Annotated in this window: 15 protein-coding genes; 13 read left to right on the top strand and 2 right to left on the bottom strand. The window is 68.5% G+C overall.

All coding sequences use genetic code 11. The features are described from left to right. Window positions 1-2 precede the first annotated feature (2 nt). The 10 genes from nrfD to JYK02_RS38890 are packed head-to-tail and all read left to right on the top strand — an operon-like array spanning window position 3 to window position 8,955. Window positions 3-1,442 carry an NrfD/PsrC family molybdoenzyme membrane anchor subunit gene (gene nrfD, locus JYK02_RS38935; RefSeq protein ID WP_207058028.1) on the top strand — a complete coding sequence of 480 codons (1,440 nt, stop codon included), beginning with the start codon at window positions 3-5 and terminating at the stop codon, window positions 1,440-1,442. A 4-nt stretch (window positions 1,443-1,446) separates the two neighbouring features. Next, a complete protein-coding gene (locus JYK02_RS38930) occupies window positions 1,447-1,992 on the top strand; it encodes a DUF3341 domain-containing protein (protein WP_207058027.1) in 546 nt (181 codons plus the stop codon). Next, window positions 1,989-2,549: a c-type cytochrome gene (locus JYK02_RS38925; RefSeq protein WP_207058026.1), complete on the top strand. Its 561-nt coding sequence runs from the start codon at window positions 1,989-1,991 to the stop codon at window positions 2,547-2,549. Before JYK02_RS38930 ends, JYK02_RS38925 begins: the two co-directional genes overlap by 4 nt. Then, window positions 2,546-3,745, top strand: a complete 1,200-nt coding sequence (locus tag JYK02_RS38920) for a hypothetical protein (RefSeq protein WP_207058025.1) — start codon at window positions 2,546-2,548, stop codon at window positions 3,743-3,745. Before JYK02_RS38925 ends, JYK02_RS38920 begins: the two co-directional genes overlap by 4 nt. Next, on the top strand, window positions 3,742-4,227 hold the full coding sequence (locus JYK02_RS38915; RefSeq protein ID WP_207058024.1) for a hypothetical protein: 486 nt from the start codon (window positions 3,742-3,744) through the stop codon (window positions 4,225-4,227). The genes JYK02_RS38920 and JYK02_RS38915 overlap by 4 nt, the downstream gene beginning before the upstream one ends. 40 nt (window positions 4,228-4,267) lie before the next feature. Next, entirely contained in the window at window positions 4,268-5,143 is an 876-nt protein-coding gene (locus JYK02_RS38910; RefSeq protein ID WP_207058023.1) for an SCO family protein, read from the top strand. Beyond that, window positions 5,140-6,186 (top strand): cytochrome c oxidase subunit II, encoded by a 1,047-nt coding sequence (gene coxB, locus JYK02_RS38905; RefSeq protein ID WP_207058022.1) that lies wholly within the window; start codon window positions 5,140-5,142, stop codon window positions 6,184-6,186. Before JYK02_RS38910 ends, coxB begins: the two co-directional genes overlap by 4 nt. After that, a complete protein-coding gene (locus tag JYK02_RS38900; protein WP_207058021.1) occupies window positions 6,170-7,849 on the top strand; it encodes a cytochrome c oxidase subunit I in 1,680 nt (559 codons plus the stop codon). Before coxB ends, JYK02_RS38900 begins: the two co-directional genes overlap by 17 nt. Next, window positions 7,842-8,504 carry a cytochrome c oxidase subunit 3 family protein gene (locus JYK02_RS38895; RefSeq protein ID WP_171421749.1) on the top strand — a complete coding sequence of 221 codons (663 nt, stop codon included), beginning with the start codon at window positions 7,842-7,844 and terminating at the stop codon, window positions 8,502-8,504. The genes JYK02_RS38900 and JYK02_RS38895 overlap by 8 nt, the downstream gene beginning before the upstream one ends. A gap of 10 nt (window positions 8,505-8,514) precedes the next feature. After that, window positions 8,515-8,955, top strand: a complete 441-nt coding sequence (locus JYK02_RS38890) for a cytochrome C oxidase subunit IV family protein (protein ID WP_207058020.1) — start codon at window positions 8,515-8,517, stop codon at window positions 8,953-8,955. Between the two features lie 96 nt (window positions 8,956-9,051). On the opposite strand, the gene JYK02_RS38885 is transcribed toward JYK02_RS38890, so the two are convergent. Next, the gene (locus JYK02_RS38885) at window positions 9,052-10,119 is read right to left on the bottom strand and encodes a DUF481 domain-containing protein (RefSeq protein WP_207058019.1); all 1,068 of its coding nucleotides are present in this window, start codon (window positions 10,117-10,119) and stop codon (window positions 9,052-9,054) included. A gap of 169 nt (window positions 10,120-10,288) precedes the next feature. Between JYK02_RS38885 and JYK02_RS38880 the strand changes: the two genes are divergently transcribed. Continuing rightward, a complete protein-coding gene (locus tag JYK02_RS38880) occupies window positions 10,289-10,960 on the top strand; it encodes a hypothetical protein (RefSeq protein WP_207058018.1) in 672 nt (223 codons plus the stop codon). Between the two features lie 43 nt (window positions 10,961-11,003). After that, the gene (locus JYK02_RS38875) at window positions 11,004-11,960 is read left to right on the top strand and encodes a GNAT family N-acetyltransferase (protein ID WP_207058017.1); all 957 of its coding nucleotides are present in this window, start codon (window positions 11,004-11,006) and stop codon (window positions 11,958-11,960) included. Between the two features lies 1 nt (window position 11,961). Here JYK02_RS38875 and JYK02_RS38870 read toward each other — a convergent pair whose 3' ends face one another. Then, entirely contained in the window at window positions 11,962-12,909 is a 948-nt protein-coding gene (locus JYK02_RS38870; RefSeq protein ID WP_207058016.1) for a ferritin-like domain-containing protein, read from the bottom strand. 94 nt (window positions 12,910-13,003) lie between these two features. Between JYK02_RS38870 and JYK02_RS38865 the strand changes: the two genes are divergently transcribed. Continuing rightward, complete coding sequence (locus JYK02_RS38865; protein WP_207058015.1) at window positions 13,004-14,143, top strand: hypothetical protein; 1,140 nt, start codon at window positions 13,004-13,006, stop codon at window positions 14,141-14,143. Window positions 14,144-14,154: the final 11 nt, after the last annotated feature.

Genomic DNA, 14,154 nt, shown 5'->3' with positions numbered 1-14,154 from the left:
TCATGGCCGAGACCGCACACCTCCCGCTCGACCCCCTCGAGCCCCGGGACCTCGTCGCGCCGCACCACGACGACAAGTCCCTCAATGAGACGCTGCTGGACCATGTCTGGCGCAAGCCCGGCAAGGGCTGGTTCATGCTGCTGGGCATCACGTCCGCGGCGCTGGGCCTCCTGGTCGTCGGCGTCACGTACACCCTCGCGCGCGGCATCGGCGTGTGGGGCAACAACCAGCCCGTCGGCTGGGCGTTCGACATCATCAACTTCGTCTGGTGGGTCGGTATCGGCCACGCCGGTACGCTCATCTCCGCCATCCTCCTGCTCTTCCAGCAGAAGTGGCGCACGAGCATCAACCGCTTCGCGGAAGCCATGACGCTGTTCGCGGTCATGTGCGCCGGCCTGTTCCCGCTGCTGCACACGGGCCGTCCCTGGTTCGCCTTCTGGCTGTTCCCCTACCCCAGCACCCTGGGCGCCTGGGCGCAGTTCCGCTCGCCGCTCGTGTGGGACGTGTTCGCCATCTCCACGTACCTCACGGTGTCCGCGCTCTTTTGGTACGTGGGCCTCATCCCGGACCTGGCCGCCCTGCGTGACTCCTCCAAGGGCAAGCTGCAGCGCACCATCTACGGCCTGTTCGCCCTGGGCTGGCGCGGCTCCGGCCGTCACTGGCACAACTACAAGATCGGCTACCTGCTGCTCGCCGGTCTGTCGACGCCGCTGGTGGTGTCCGTGCACACCATCGTTTCGTTCGACTTCGCCGTCTCCCAGATTCCGGGCTGGCACGCGACCATCTTCCCGCCCTACTTCGTGGCCGGCGCCGTGTTCAGCGGCTTCGCGATGGTGATCACGCTCATCGTGCCCGCCCGCAAGTACCTGGGCCTCCGGGACGTCATCACCGACCGCCACCTGGAGAACATGAACAAGGTCATCCTGGCGACGGGTCTGCTCGTGTCCTACGGCTACCTGATGGAGCACTTCATCGCCTGGTACTCCATGAACCAGTACGAGTTCTGGACCTTCTACGTGAACCGCGCCACGGGCCCCTACGCCGGCGTGTACTGGCTGATGATCACCTGCAACGTGGTCACCCCGAACATCTTCTGGTTCAAGAAGGCGCGCACCAGCATCCCCATCATGTGGGTGGCGTCCATCGCGGTGAACATCGGCATGTGGTGCGAGCGCTTCATCATCATCGTGACGTCGCTCTCCCAGGACTTCCTCCCCTCGTCGTGGGACATCTACACGCCGACCTGGGTGGACTGGTGCATCTACATCGGCACCCTGGGCCTGTTCGGCACCCTGTTCCTCCTGTTCCTCAAGTTCGTTCCCGCCGTCGCGGTGAGCGAGGTGAAGGAGCTCCAGCTGGAGCTCAAGCACGCCGCCCACGCTGCCCACGGCCACGGCGCGGACACCGCCGGGGCGGGTTCCCTCACCCACGGAGCGCACTAGCATCATGGAAGCCAAGGTCCTTGATTCCTGGGTGTTGGCCGAGTTCGCCACGCCGGAAGCCCTCGTCTCCGCGACGCAGCAGATGCGCGAGAAGGGCTTCCAGGGCATGGACACCTACTCCCCCTACCCGCTCCACGGCGGGTCGGAGGCGCTGGGTCTGCCGCCCTCCCGCATGCCCTTCATCGCCCTGGGCGGCGGCCTCACCGGCATGGTGACCGCCCTCACGATGCAGACGTGGATGAACACCATCGACTATCCGCTCAACGTCGGCGGTCGTCCGCTCCTGAGCCTCCCGGCCTGGGTGCCCATCACGTTCGAATTGAGCGTGCTGTTCGCCGCGTTCGGCATCTTCTTTGGCCTGTTGGGCCTCAGCAAGCTGCCGCAGCCCTACCACCCGGCCTTCGAGTCGGAAGAGTTCCGCAGCGCGTCCACGCACGGCTACTGGCTGAGCATCCCGCACCCCACGGGAACGGACGCCGCGGACGTCAAGAACCAGCTGACGGCCCTGGGCGCGACCCACGTGACCATGGTCTCGGGAGAGAACGAATGAGGTGGCTCATCCCCGCCGCCGGGCTCGTAGCGCTCACGGGCTGCAACGTCAGCTCCGAGTTCCTCCAGCGCATGGAGACCCAGGCCAAGTACGAGTACTACGAGACGTCCGAGTTCTGGCCGGACGGCCGCGCCATGCGCGTGCCCCCCGTCGGCACCGTCCCGCGCGAGCGGCCGGTGGGCAACCCGGGCATCTCCACGGGCCGCGCCAACGGCGTCGCCGTGAACGCCATCCCGCTGCCGGTGGACAAGCAGCTGCTGGCCCTGGGCCAGAAGAAGTACAACATCGTCTGCTCGCAGTGTCATGGCGTGCTCGGCGACGGCAACAGCGTCGTCGCGGAGAACATGGCGCTGCGCCTGCCGCCGTCCCTGCTGGAGCTCGCGGACAAGCCGGCCGGCCACTTCTACACCGCCATCAACGAAGGCTACGGCATCATGCCGTCCTTCTCGGGTGAGCTCGACACGCGTGAGCGCTGGGCCGTCGTCGCCTATGTGCGCGCGCTGCAGGCCGCCCGGAGCACCGCCGGGACGCAGCCCGTTCCGCAGGAGAACCGATGATTGCCATGGAGCGCTACACCGGCACGCCCAAGCTGATGGTGCCCGCGTTCGGCCTGGGCGTGGTGGGCCTCGTGCTCACCGCCGTGGGCTTCTTCATGAACCCCGAGGCGACCAGCTTCAGCTTCCTCTTGGGCTTCACCTACTGGGTCGGCATCAGCGTGGCCGCCCTCATCATGCTGGCCATCTTCCACACGGCCAAGGCGAAGTGGCCCATCGTCCTGCGCCGCGCCATGGAGACGATGTCCATCGCGGTCCCCGTCTTCGCGGTGCTCATCCTCGCCCTCATCCCGATGATGAAGTACCTCTACCCCTGGGTGGATGGCTCGCCGCTGGCCGCCCACATCCACGGCATCGAGGTGGAGCACCTGGCGCACAAGAAGCACGGCTACCTGAACGGCACCTTCTTCGCCGTCCGCCAGGTCATCTACTTCGCGGTGTGGATCTTCGTCTCCCACCGGCTGTACGCCTGGAGCACCCAGCAGGACGAGTCCGGCGCGCTGGAGCTCACCGTCAAGCAGCGCCGCTTCTCCCCGGGCGCCCTGCCCTTCCTGGCGCTGACCATCACCTTCGCCGCCTTTGACTGGCTGATGAGCCTCACGCCGCTGTGGCAGTCCACCATCTTCGGCGCCTACTACTTCGCCGGCAGCTTCCTGGCCGCCTTCTGCGTCCTGGCGCTGGCCACGGTGCGCGCCCAGGGCAAGGACCTGTACGGCAGCCTGGTGAAGACGCCGCACTACCACAACCTGGGCAAGCTCATCTTCGCCTTCACGGCGTTCTGGGCCTACATCGGCTTCTCCCAGTTCCTGCTGGTGTGGATCGCCAACATCCCGGAAGAGGCCCCCTGGTACGGCCTGCGCATGTACGGCCCGTGGCGCGGCGTCTCCTACGTCATCTTCTTCGGCCACTTCGTGCTGCCGTTCTTCACGCTGCTGTCACGCAAGCTGAAGGAGAAGCCCGGAACCCTGGCGGTGGCCGCCACCTACCTGCTTCTCATGCACGCCGTGGACCTGTATTGGCTCATCTGGCCGGCGTTCTCCGGTGAGGCCGGTCCGACCTTCCACTGGACGATTCTCACGGCCTTCGTGGGCGTGGGCGGAGTCGCGGTGGGCTACGCCCTGTTCCGGGCGCGCGGCCGGTACACCTTCCCGGTGAAGGACCCCTACATCGCGGAGTCCCTGAGGTACGTGCAGCCATGAAGAAGACCCAGTCCGAAGTCGAATCGCGGGTCATCGTCGGCGCGCATGGCGTGGCGGCCGAGGAAGACCACCTCGTCATGGGGAAGATCATCGGCGTCGGTGTGGGCGCCATGGTCCTCTTCCTCGTGGGCGCGGTGTGGGCCTGGCGCATCCAGGTCGTCACCATGGAGGAGGCCCAGCCCAACGGTCCTCCGCCCCGTCCGGCCGCGGTGGGCCAGTACGAGGTCGGCATCGTGAACCAGCGCCTGTTCGAACAGGACTGGCGCGCGACGGAGAAGCTTGGCGGGCAGCACCAGGCGCTGAAGAACGGCTGGGGCGACCAGCCGGGCGTCGCCGCCCACAAGCCGCTGGAGCAGGCCATGGACCAGGTCATCACGACCGAGACCCAGAAGGCCCGCGAGCCGGCCCCGGCCCCCGTGCAGCCCCAGGCCCCGGCCCCCGCGCCCCACACGGCGCCCCCGGCCCCGGCCCCGAAGAAGTAGGCTCCCACCCGCTCCTCCTACCCCCGAGCCGTCCCCCGCCATGCCGTCCCTTCTTCCGCCCTCCTCCGCCCGCGCCGCCGGGCTCCTCGCGGCGCTCGCGCTGGTGCTCGTCAGCACCACGCCCGCGTTCGCCCTGCCGGGTGGCGGCAAGACGCCCCGTGCCATCGTGGAGGCGGACTCCGACCTGCCCCCGCCCGTGACGGGCGTGGACGTGGTGGAGCACCTGGGGGAGCCGCTTCCCCTGGAGACCCGCTTCCAGGACGACTCCGGGGAAGAAGTGCGGCTGGGCACGCTGCTGTCGAAGACGCGCCCCACCCTGCTCACGCTCGTCTATTACGAGTGCCCCATGCTCTGTAACCTCGTCATCAACGAGCAGGTCCGCGTGATGCGCGAGCTGGGCCTGGAGCTGGGCAAGGACTACGAGGCGGTCACCGTCAGCATCGACCCCAAGGACACCCCGGCGCAGAGCCACGAGCGCAGGCGCAAGTACCTCCAGTCCATGGGCCTGCCGCAGACGGCCCCCTGGCACTTCCTCACCGGCACCGACGAGAACATCCACAAGCTCGCCGATGCCGTGGGCTTCAAGTACACGTATGAGCCGAGCACGAAGCAGTACGCCCACCCCGCGGTGGTCACCGTGCTCACGCCGGAGGGGAGCATCTCCCGCTACCTCTACGGCACGTCGTTCGACCGCAAGGACGTGAAGCTTTCGCTGCTGGAAGCAGCGGGCGGTCGGGTCGGGACGAGCGTCGATCGCATCGTCATGTCCTGTTTCAAGTATGACACCGCCACGCGGCGGTACGGTTTCTACATCTTCGGGTTCATCCGCCTGGGCTCCCTGGCTGTCTTCGGCGCCCTGGCCACGATGCTGATCTATTTCTGGAGGCGCGAGCTGAAGAAAGGCGCGACTACATGAGCGACCTGGCCAACCAATTCCTGTTCCTCCCGGAGCGCGCGTCCACGTTCGCGGAACGGGTCGACTTCCTGCACTACTTCGTCGTCGGCACGACGATGGTGATGTCCGCGGGCGTCGGCCTCGCGGCGCTCTTCATGTTCTTCCGCTACCGCCGGCGGGAGTCCCACCAGCACACCGAATACGTGGTGCCGGACCTGAAGACGGAGTTCCTCTTCGTGTCCGTCCCGCTGGTGTTCTTCCTGGCGTGGTTCGCCATCGGGTTCCGGGACTTCACCTGGTACACCACTCCGCCCAAGGACTCGATGGATGTCTACGTCATGGGCAAGCAGTGGATGTGGAAGTTCTCCTACCCGGAGGGCCCCAACGGCGTGAACGTGCTGCACGTGCCGGCCAACCGCCCGGTGCGCCTGCTCATCACGTCCCGCGACGTCATCCACTCCTTCTACGTCCCGTCCTTCCGCATCAAGATGGACGCGCTGCCGGGCCGCTACACGCAGGCCTGGTTCGAGGCGACGAAGCCCGGCACGTACCAGGTGCTCTGCACCGAGTACTGCGGCCTGTCGCACTCGAAGATGCTGGCGGAGGTCGTCGTGCTCTCGCCGGAGGACTACGAGAACTGGCTGAAGGAGCAGCAGCGTGGCCGCCTGCAGGACCGGCAGGACGCGCTGGCGGACACGTCGCTCGTGCCGCCCGTCGCCCGCATGGCCGAGCAGGGCCAGAAGCTGGTGGGCACGCAGGGCTGCCTCAAGTGCCACTCGGTGGACGGCTCGAAGCACATCGGCCCCACCTTCCTGGGCCTCTACGAGCGCAACGAGAAGCTCGAGGACGGCCAGAACATCCGCGTGGATGAAGCCTACATCACCCAGTCGATGATGGACCCGGGCGCGCACATCGTCGCCGGCTACCAGAACGTGATGCCGACCTACCAGGGCAAGCTGCAGGGCCCCGAGTCGGCCGCCATCGTCGAGTACATCAAGACGCTGCGCACCGCGAACGTGCGCGAGACCGCTTCCGAGGGCCCCGCCTATGACCCCATCCAGTAGCATCGCCGCGCCGGGGGCCGCCGTCCCCGGCCATGAGGCGCACGACGACCACGGCCACCACCCGAGCTACCTGACGGACGGCACCACGGTGAAGTCGTGGCTGCTGACGGTGGACCACAAGCGCATCGGCATCATGTACATGGCGTGGATCCTGCTCTTCTTCCTGGTGGGCGGCATCTTCGCGCTGCTCATCCGGATCGAGCTGCTCACGCCGGGCCCGACCATCATGGACGCGATGACGTACAACCGCGTCTTCACGCTGCATGGCGTGGTCATGATCTTCCTGTTCATGATCCCCGCCATCCCGGGCATCTTCGGCAACTTCATGCTGCCGCTGATGCTGGGCGCCAAGGACGTGGCCTTCCCGCGGCTGAACCTGCTGTCGCTCTACGTGTACCTGGCGGGCGCGGGCTTCGCGCTCTGGGGCATGCTCAACGGCGGCCTGGACACCGGCTGGACGTTCTACACGCCGTACAGCGCGCACACGACGACCACGGTGGCGCCCGTCCTCTTCGGCGCGTTCATCATCGGGTTCAGCTCCATCCTCACGGGGATGAACTTCATCGTCACCACGCACACCATGCGCGCGCCGGGCATCACCTGGTTCAAGATGCCGCTGATGGTGTGGGCGCTCTACGCCACCAGCTGCATCCAGGTGCTGGCGACGCCGGTGATTGGCCTGCTGCTCCTGCTGGTGACGGCGGAGAACCTGTTCAGCCTGGGCATGTTCGACGTGGCCCGTGGCGGTGACCCGGTGCTCTTCCAGCACCTGTTCTGGTTCTACAGCCACCCGGCCGTGTACATCATGGTGCTGCCGGCGTTCGGCGTGATGAGCGAGGTCGTCTCCGCCTTCAGCCGCAAGAACATCTTCGGCTACCGCGCGGTGGCGTACTCCAGCGTGGGCATCGCGTTCGTGGGCTTCTTCGCCTGGGGCCACCACATGTTCGTGTCCGGCCAGTCGACCTTCAACGCCGGTGTGTTCGGCGTGCTGTCGATGCTGGTGGGCGTGTTCACGGCCATCAAGGTCTTCAACTGGGTGGGTACGGTCTACAAGGGCGCGGTGGAGTTCAGCACCCCGTTCGCCTACTTCTGCGGCTTCCTGTTCTTCACCGTGTTCGGTGGCATGACGGGAATCGCGGTGGCGACGGTGTCGCTGGACGTGCCGTGGCACGACACCTACTTCGTCGTGGCGCACTTCCACTTCATCATGGTGGGCGCGACGATCATGGCCTTCCTGGCCGCGCTCCACTACTGGTTCCCGAAGATGTTCGGGAAGATGTACCACGAGGGGTGGGGCCTGGTGTCCGCGGCGCTCATCATCCTGGGCTTCAACGCGACGTTCATCCCCCAGTTCCTCGTGGGCAACGCGGGCATGCCGCGCCGCTACTACGAGTACCCGGAGCGCTTCCAGGCGCTGAACGTGGCGTCCACCGCCGGAGCGTCGCTGCTGGCGTTCGGCTTCATCATCATCGCCATCTACCTGACCTACGCGCTCATCTACGGCAAGCGCGTGGACAACCCGTGGAACAGCAAGGGCTACGAGTGGCTGACCATGTCCCCTCCGCCCACGCACAACTTCATCGGGCCCCAGCCGACGTATCCCGAGGAGCCGCACTTCTACGTGGATCCGAAGAAGGCCCAGGGCGAGGTGTCGGATGTCTAGCGCGCACGTGACGCCGGGCTCGGTGCCCGGTCCCAAGCTGGCTGCCCACTTCGCGTCGCTGGAGGTCCAGAAGCACGCGGCGCGGCTGGGCATGTGGCTGTTCCTCGCCACGGAAATCCTGCTCTTCGCGGGTCTGTTCGCGTGCTACGCGGCCTACCGCTTCCTGTTCCCGGAAGCGTGGGCGGCCTCCAGCCGCAGCCTGGACCTGACGATGGGCACCATCAACACGGTGGTGCTCATCACCTCCTCGTTCACCGCCGCCATGGCGGTGCACTACGCCAAGGAGGGGAAGAACAAGATGGTGGGGCACATGAACGTGCTCACCCTCCTGATGGCGATGGGCTTCCTCGTCATCAAGTTCTTCGAGTACAAGCACAAGTTCCACATCGGGACGCTGCCGGGCCGCTACTACTTCTACGAAGGCATCCAACTGCCGGGCGCGCCGCTGTACTTCACGGTGTACTTCGCCTCCACCGCGCTGCACGCGCTGCACGTCGTCATCGGTATGACGGTGCTCGCGTTCGCCACGGTGCGTGCGTACCGCGTCGGGGACTTCAGCGCGAACAACTACACGCAGGTCGAGCTGGGCTCCATGTACTGGCACCTCGTCGACCTGGTGTGGATCTTCCTCTTCCCGATGCTGTACCTGGTCTGAGGGTTACGACATGGCCATCGCCAACGAATCGCGTCAGGAAGAGCACAACATGCAGGAGCACCACGGCGCCGGGCGCTACGTGGTCATCTGGATTGCCCTGCTGGTGCTGACGCTTGTCACGGTCTTCACCGGCCGCATGCACCTGCCCAGCTTCGGCCTGCTGCTGGCGCTCGTCATCGCCAGCGTCAAGGGCACGCTGGTGGCGCTGTACTTCATGCACCTGTCGGAGCACCAGGGCGCCAACCGCCTGGTGTTCGGCGTGTCCATCCTCTTCGTGGTCCTGCTCATCGGATTCTCGCTGATGGACCTGGGCACCCGCTTCCGCCTGGCCAACCCGCCGGGGTCGCAGTACAGCGACCTGCAGGCGGTGGACATCGGCGCGAACCCGACGGAAGGCCGTCACGGCGGCCACCAGCAGATCGAGAAGCAGGGCCACGAGACGCACGAGTAGCCCCGCTTCCCCAGTCTCCTGAAGCATGAACGCGGCGCCCGGGATTCTTCCCTGGCGCCGCGTCGCTTTTGGCGGACCTGCTTGCCGCGCGGGGGACTACAGGGCGACGGTCAGGTTGAAGGAGAGCGCCGTGTCGGTGGACACCTTGCCCGGGGGCGGGGCGCTGTCGGACTTCACGAGGAAGCCCACGCCCAGGGCCAGCGCGTCGGTGAGGTTGGCCATCACCTGCGTCTGGCTGCTGAAGAGGATGCGCGAGTCGCTGATGACGCTGACCAGGATCTCCGCCTCTTCCTGGAAGGTGATGTCCTTGGAGACGCCGTAGCGGAACAGGGCGCCGAAGCGCGGACCGCCCAGGTCCACGTCCGGCAGGTCCACGCGCTCCGGGTAGTACTGGAAGCGCGTCTCGCGGGCGTAGCGGAAGGCGAAGTCGGTGCGCAGGACGGTCTCGCGCACGCTGGCCTTCTCATCCCGCTTGGTGTCGAACCAGAAGATGCTGGCACCGGCTTCACCGTAGGGCCGCGCCTCCACGCTCTTGATGTGGTCCGTGTCCACGCCGGCCAGCAGGTAGCCGCTGATCTCCTGCGTGAAGCGGCGGTCCCCGCGCAGCTCGACGCCCGCGTTGAGGGCCACCACCTGGGACAGGGACTCCACCTCCCCTTCCACCTGGGGCGGGCGGCTGCGGCCGTACGCGCCGAAGGCCTTCACGGAGTAGATCCACTTGTCCGTCTTGCGCAGCGCGCTGGCCAGGCCGCTCACGGTCAGCGTGGACGCGTTGCCGGTGAGGGAGATGAGGCTCAGGCCCACGCTGACGTCCCAGACGCTGGGCTTCTTCTCGGGGGCTGCCGCGGCGGCCGCGGCCTCGGGGGCGGGCGCGGCGGGCGGCGGCGGCGGGGCAATGGGCCCGCGCGTGGTCACTTCGGACAGGCGCTCGATGGCCTCCGCGAGCCGGGCGCTGGCCTCGGCGGCGCGCTCCGCGGCGATGGCGGCGCGCTCAGCCGCGGCGGCGGCGCGCTCGGCGGCGGGGGCGTCCGCGGGGAGGGCGGGCGGCGCGGGCGGCGCGGGCGCGCGCACGGCGGCCGGAGGCGGAGGAGCGGCGGGACGCGGGGCGGGCGCCGGCGTCTGGGATTGCAGCGACGAGGCGAGCAGCAGCGCAACGGGGACCATCTGAGTTCCTTGGGGTGAGGCAGGTGCGGCAGCGGACCTGCAAGGGAGCGTGAAAGGGCCGGCTCCCTTTCCGGCGCGAACTTCATAGCGCATGCGGGACAGGGAGCGTCCTGACCTTCTAGGCTTGGCATGTGGGTCCTCTCCGGACCCGGTACGTGAGGACCCGCCCTTGAGGCCCACCCTGCTCCCGCTGCTGCTCGCGCTGTCGTTGTGGCCCGCCGTCGTCCCGGCGGCCCAGAGGGTCACGGTGCCGGTGGACGTGGGCGTGGGGCCGGCGGTGTTCGTGTTCTCCGGCCCCATCGCGGACGACCAGCTCCTGCACACGGGGCTGAAGCTGTCGGTGGACGCGGTGCTGGACAGGGAGTGGCTGCGCAAGAACCAGCGCGCCATCCCCGCGCGCTACCGCAAGCAGGCGAAGCAGATGGATGAGATTCGCATCTCGCCGTCCATCTTCATCCCGGACTCGTTCATCATCTCGCCGAAGTACCGCGACACGGGGATGTACGGCGTGACATTCAAGCCGCTGGGCCTGGGGCTGCCGCTGTCGTCCAGCCCGGTGCGCTTCAAGCTGGGCGTGGGGCTGGTGTTGACGTACGCGTACATCTTCTCCGACACGCTGCCGGACACGCACTTCCTGCGGCCCGGGGCGAGCCTGGGCGCGGACCTGGAGTTCCAACTGGCGAAGAGCTTCCTGGTCAGCGTGGGCTGGGAGTCCACCTTCTACGTGCCGCAGGAGCTGGGCGGGCTGGGGCTGCCGGACTCGCTGGGGGACGGCATCTTCCACGTGGGGCAGGCGTACCTGCAGCTGCATTTCCGGTTCCCGTACACCACGACGCTGTAGCGCTCGCGCGCGGGCCGGGCGCGTGGCTAGCGTGCGCGGCACCATGTCCCTCGTCCTCGCCACCGACGCGCAGAAGGCGCAGCGCGACGCCGTCACCCATGCCGCGTGGGGTTCACCCCTGAGCGTGCCGCAGTACCAGGAGCGCGAAGCCCGGCTGCGCGCGCACCCGTGGAGCCGCGAGGGCATGAACACCTGGCTGTGGCTGGCGGACGACGGCCGGGTGCTGGCCTCGTGCGAGACCTTCCACACGGACAGCTTCCTCCGGGGCCCGGACGGACAGCTCGCGCCGGGGGACAGCTACGCCATCGCCAGCGTCTTCACCGAGGAGCCCCTGCGCGGCCGGGGACACGCCACGCGGATGATGGACGCCGTGGCCGCGGAGCTGGAGCAGGTGGCGCCGCGTCCGCACTCGGTGGTGCTCTTCTCCGACGTGGGCGCGCCGCTGTACCGCCGGTCCGGCTACGTGGAGGTGCCCGCGTGGGACTGGCAGCTGGACGCGGTGGATGCGCCGGGCGGGCGGCCGGTGGACGGCGGGCTCCAGGAGACGGACGTGGCGGCGGCGCTCGCGCGGATGCGCAAGCCGGACGTGCCCTTCTTCCTGTGGCCCAGCGCCACGCAGGTGGACTGGCACCTGGAGCGGGAGCGCATCTACGCGGAGCTGCTGTCGCGGCCCCGGCCCCGCTCGTGCGGCGCGGTGGTGGGCACTTCCACCGCGCTGTGGGTGATGAACGCGCGCTACGGCGAGCTGGTGGTGTTGATGCTGGACGCGCGAGACGCGTCCTCGGCGGAGGCGCTGCTCACCGAGGCGCGCCGCGTGGCGCACCACGCGGGGCTCAAGCGCGTGGTGTGGTGGGAGGAGGCCGCGACGGCGCCCCTGCTCACGGGGGTGCCCGGCGCGGTGCGCGTGCAGCGGGACGGGTCGCTGCCCATGCTGCGCCCGCTGCGTCCGGGACTGCCTCCCGCGCCGGAGGTCCCCTTCCCTCGCGCCCTCTGGGTGTGAGCTACGCGGTCAGCCCCGCGAGCCCCTGGAACAGGGCCCGGGCCTGCTCGCGCGAGGGCAGACCCGCGCCGTGGATCCACGGCTCCGGCGGCTGGTGACGTTCCACCTCTTCGCCCAGGCTCCGCAGCGCGTCCAGGCGCGCCTGGTGCAGATGCTCCCGCTGCGCCGCGCTCAAGCGCGTGTGCGCCCAGGCATCCACGGCCCACGCCAGCTCCGCGTGCCGCACCTCGTCCCGCGCAATGGCGCGCAGCGTGCTCCGCACCTCCGGGTCCTCCGCGGTGCGGCCCTGCCAGCCCGCCACGAAGGCGCCGAAGGTCTCCCGCACGCAGCCCTCCACGGCGTTCTCCCGCAGCATCTCCTCCAGCGAGCGGGGCTCGAACGGCGGCAGGTCCACCTCCGGCATCGTCGCGCCGTGACGCTGTGCGAGCGCCTGCATCACACGCGTGTGACGGACCTCATCCCCCGCGGAGCGCCGCGCGGCCCTCACCAGGACCTCCGGTGCGCTGTGCGCCTTGAGCTCGTCCGCGAGCCGCAGGAAGGCCGGCACCGACGCCGCCTCCAGCCAGGCCGCGTGCGCGAAGAGCGCCCCCAGCGCATCAGCGGGTCCGGCGCCTCTGGGTTCGCGCAAACCTTCGGGCCTGCGGCCATCGTTCGAACATGTGTAGTAGGTGCAGCGGAGCTCCGCGTCCCCGGTGCTCGTGGTCGTGGCGAGGCAGTAGGCCAGCGGTGCGTCCTGGTCGGGACACGTCTCGCATGACGGATTCTCGGGAAGGCTGCCGTCCGGCAAGCGGGCGAGGGGGCCTCCGCTCAGGAAGGGAGCGCCATGCTCGCACTCCTTGACTCCGCAGGCCATTCCCCCTGGCAGCAGGGGCGCGGCCAGCAACAGCCCGTAGAGGGTGCGGCGCAACAGCCGGTGCTTCGGAATCACATCCAACGTCCGACGAGACATGGAAACCCCCTCTGATTCCCCCTCGCCGGCCCGGAGGGGACGGCTACCTTAACCCGGATGTGTCAGGCGCCGACAGGTCCCCTAGGATGCGCCCATGGCCGAGCGAAGGCGCATCATCGAGGGGTCCTGGAACTGCACGTCCTGCGGCGCCAGGAACATCCCCGCCCGTCACAAGAACTGCCCCTCCTGCAACAACCCGCGGGAACTCAGTGGCAAGGAGTCCGAGTTCGACTTCGGTGACGTGGACGCGGCCTCCGGCAAGTCCACCCGCGAAGGCGTCAGCGACGAACAGGCGCTGGACATGGCCGGCGCCGGCGAGGACTGGTTCTGCGCCTACTGCGGCGCGGCCAACCGGGGTGACGGCACGCGCTGCCGGCAGTGCTCCGCCGAGCGGGGCTCGGATGCGAAGGCCGCGCCCATCGCGGACCTGGGCCCCCAGGCGCCACCGAAGCCCGCGCCCAAGCCCCGCCGCTTCGGGAAGGTGGCGCTCATCGTGGTGGGCATCCTCAGCTCCTGCTGCCTGGGCACCTGCGCGGTGGGCTTCTGGGGCAACATGAAGCATGAGCTCAAGGGCGAGGTGGTGGCGACGAACTGGCGCCGCGCGCTGGTGCTGGAGCGCTTCGTGCCGGTGACGCGCACGGGCTGGCGCAACGAGCTGGTCCCCACCGAGCCGCGCATGCCGGTGAACGGCACGGGCGAGCTGCTGGGCGTGACGAACATCCGCGACTGCGTGTCCCGGCAGCGGGGCACCCGGCAGGTGGCGGACGGCACCCGGCGCGTGTGCCGGACGAAGACGCGCAAGGTGGCCTGCGGCACCGAGGAGAAGTGCACCCGCCGCGACAAGGGCAACGGCTTCGCCGAGGAGGTCTGTCGCGACGTGACGAAGTACTGCAACGAGTCCTACGAGGACTGCGACACGGAGACGCGCTACCGCGACGAGCCCATCTACGCGCAGCAGTGCACCTACGACTCGTACGCGTGGAAGCCGGTGGACACGCGCGAGCTCAAGGGCACGGAGGAGCCGCCGCGCTGGCCGGAGCTCACCGCCGGGACGAACGAGCGGCTGCGGCGCGAGGAGGACTACACCGTGCTCGTGCGCTACGACGACGACGGCGTGAAGCAGCACGAGGTGACGCCCACGCGCGAGGAGGAGTTCCGCGCGTGGAAGAAGGGCCAGGGCGTCACGCTCACCGTGACGAACCTGGGCAAGGTGGAGCAGGCCGTCCCCCGCTGAAGACCGCATCC

It is taken from the genome of Corallococcus macrosporus (assembly GCF_017302985.1).
Taxonomy (GTDB): Bacteria; Myxococcota; Myxococcia; order Myxococcales; family Myxococcaceae; genus Corallococcus; species Corallococcus macrosporus_A.
The sequence above is the reverse complement of the archived record's forward strand: the minus strand, read 5'-3'. Positions and strand labels throughout refer to the sequence as shown.

Excerpts from the sequence above, each read along its gene's own strand:
- JYK02_RS38870 (WP_207058016.1), bottom strand. The coding sequence starts at position 12,909 with ATGTCTCGTCGGACGTTGGATGTGATTCCGAAGCACCGGCTGTTGCGC.
- JYK02_RS38885 (WP_207058019.1), bottom strand. The coding sequence starts at position 10,119 with ATGGTCCCCGTTGCGCTGCTGCTCGCCTCGTCGCTGCAATCCCAGACG.
- JYK02_RS38910 (WP_207058023.1), top strand. The coding sequence starts at position 4,268 with ATGCCGTCCCTTCTTCCGCCCTCCTCCGCCCGCGCCGCCGGGCTCCTC.
- JYK02_RS38900 (WP_207058021.1), top strand. The coding sequence starts at position 6,170 with ATGACCCCATCCAGTAGCATCGCCGCGCCGGGGGCCGCCGTCCCCGGC.
- JYK02_RS38890 (WP_207058020.1), top strand. The coding sequence starts at position 8,515 with ATGGCCATCGCCAACGAATCGCGTCAGGAAGAGCACAACATGCAGGAG.
- JYK02_RS38865 (WP_207058015.1), top strand. The coding sequence starts at position 13,004 with ATGGCCGAGCGAAGGCGCATCATCGAGGGGTCCTGGAACTGCACGTCC.
- JYK02_RS38925 (WP_207058026.1), top strand. The coding sequence starts at position 1,989 with ATGAGGTGGCTCATCCCCGCCGCCGGGCTCGTAGCGCTCACGGGCTGC.
- nrfD (WP_207058028.1), top strand. The coding sequence starts at position 3 with ATGGCCGAGACCGCACACCTCCCGCTCGACCCCCTCGAGCCCCGGGAC.
- JYK02_RS38875 (WP_207058017.1), top strand. The coding sequence starts at position 11,004 with ATGTCCCTCGTCCTCGCCACCGACGCGCAGAAGGCGCAGCGCGACGCC.
- JYK02_RS38930 (WP_207058027.1), top strand. The coding sequence starts at position 1,447 with ATGGAAGCCAAGGTCCTTGATTCCTGGGTGTTGGCCGAGTTCGCCACG.
- JYK02_RS38920 (WP_207058025.1), top strand. The coding sequence starts at position 2,546 with ATGATTGCCATGGAGCGCTACACCGGCACGCCCAAGCTGATGGTGCCC.
- JYK02_RS38895 (WP_171421749.1), top strand. The coding sequence starts at position 7,842 with ATGTCTAGCGCGCACGTGACGCCGGGCTCGGTGCCCGGTCCCAAGCTG.
- JYK02_RS38915 (WP_207058024.1), top strand. The coding sequence starts at position 3,742 with ATGAAGAAGACCCAGTCCGAAGTCGAATCGCGGGTCATCGTCGGCGCG.
- coxB (WP_207058022.1), top strand. The coding sequence starts at position 5,140 with ATGAGCGACCTGGCCAACCAATTCCTGTTCCTCCCGGAGCGCGCGTCC.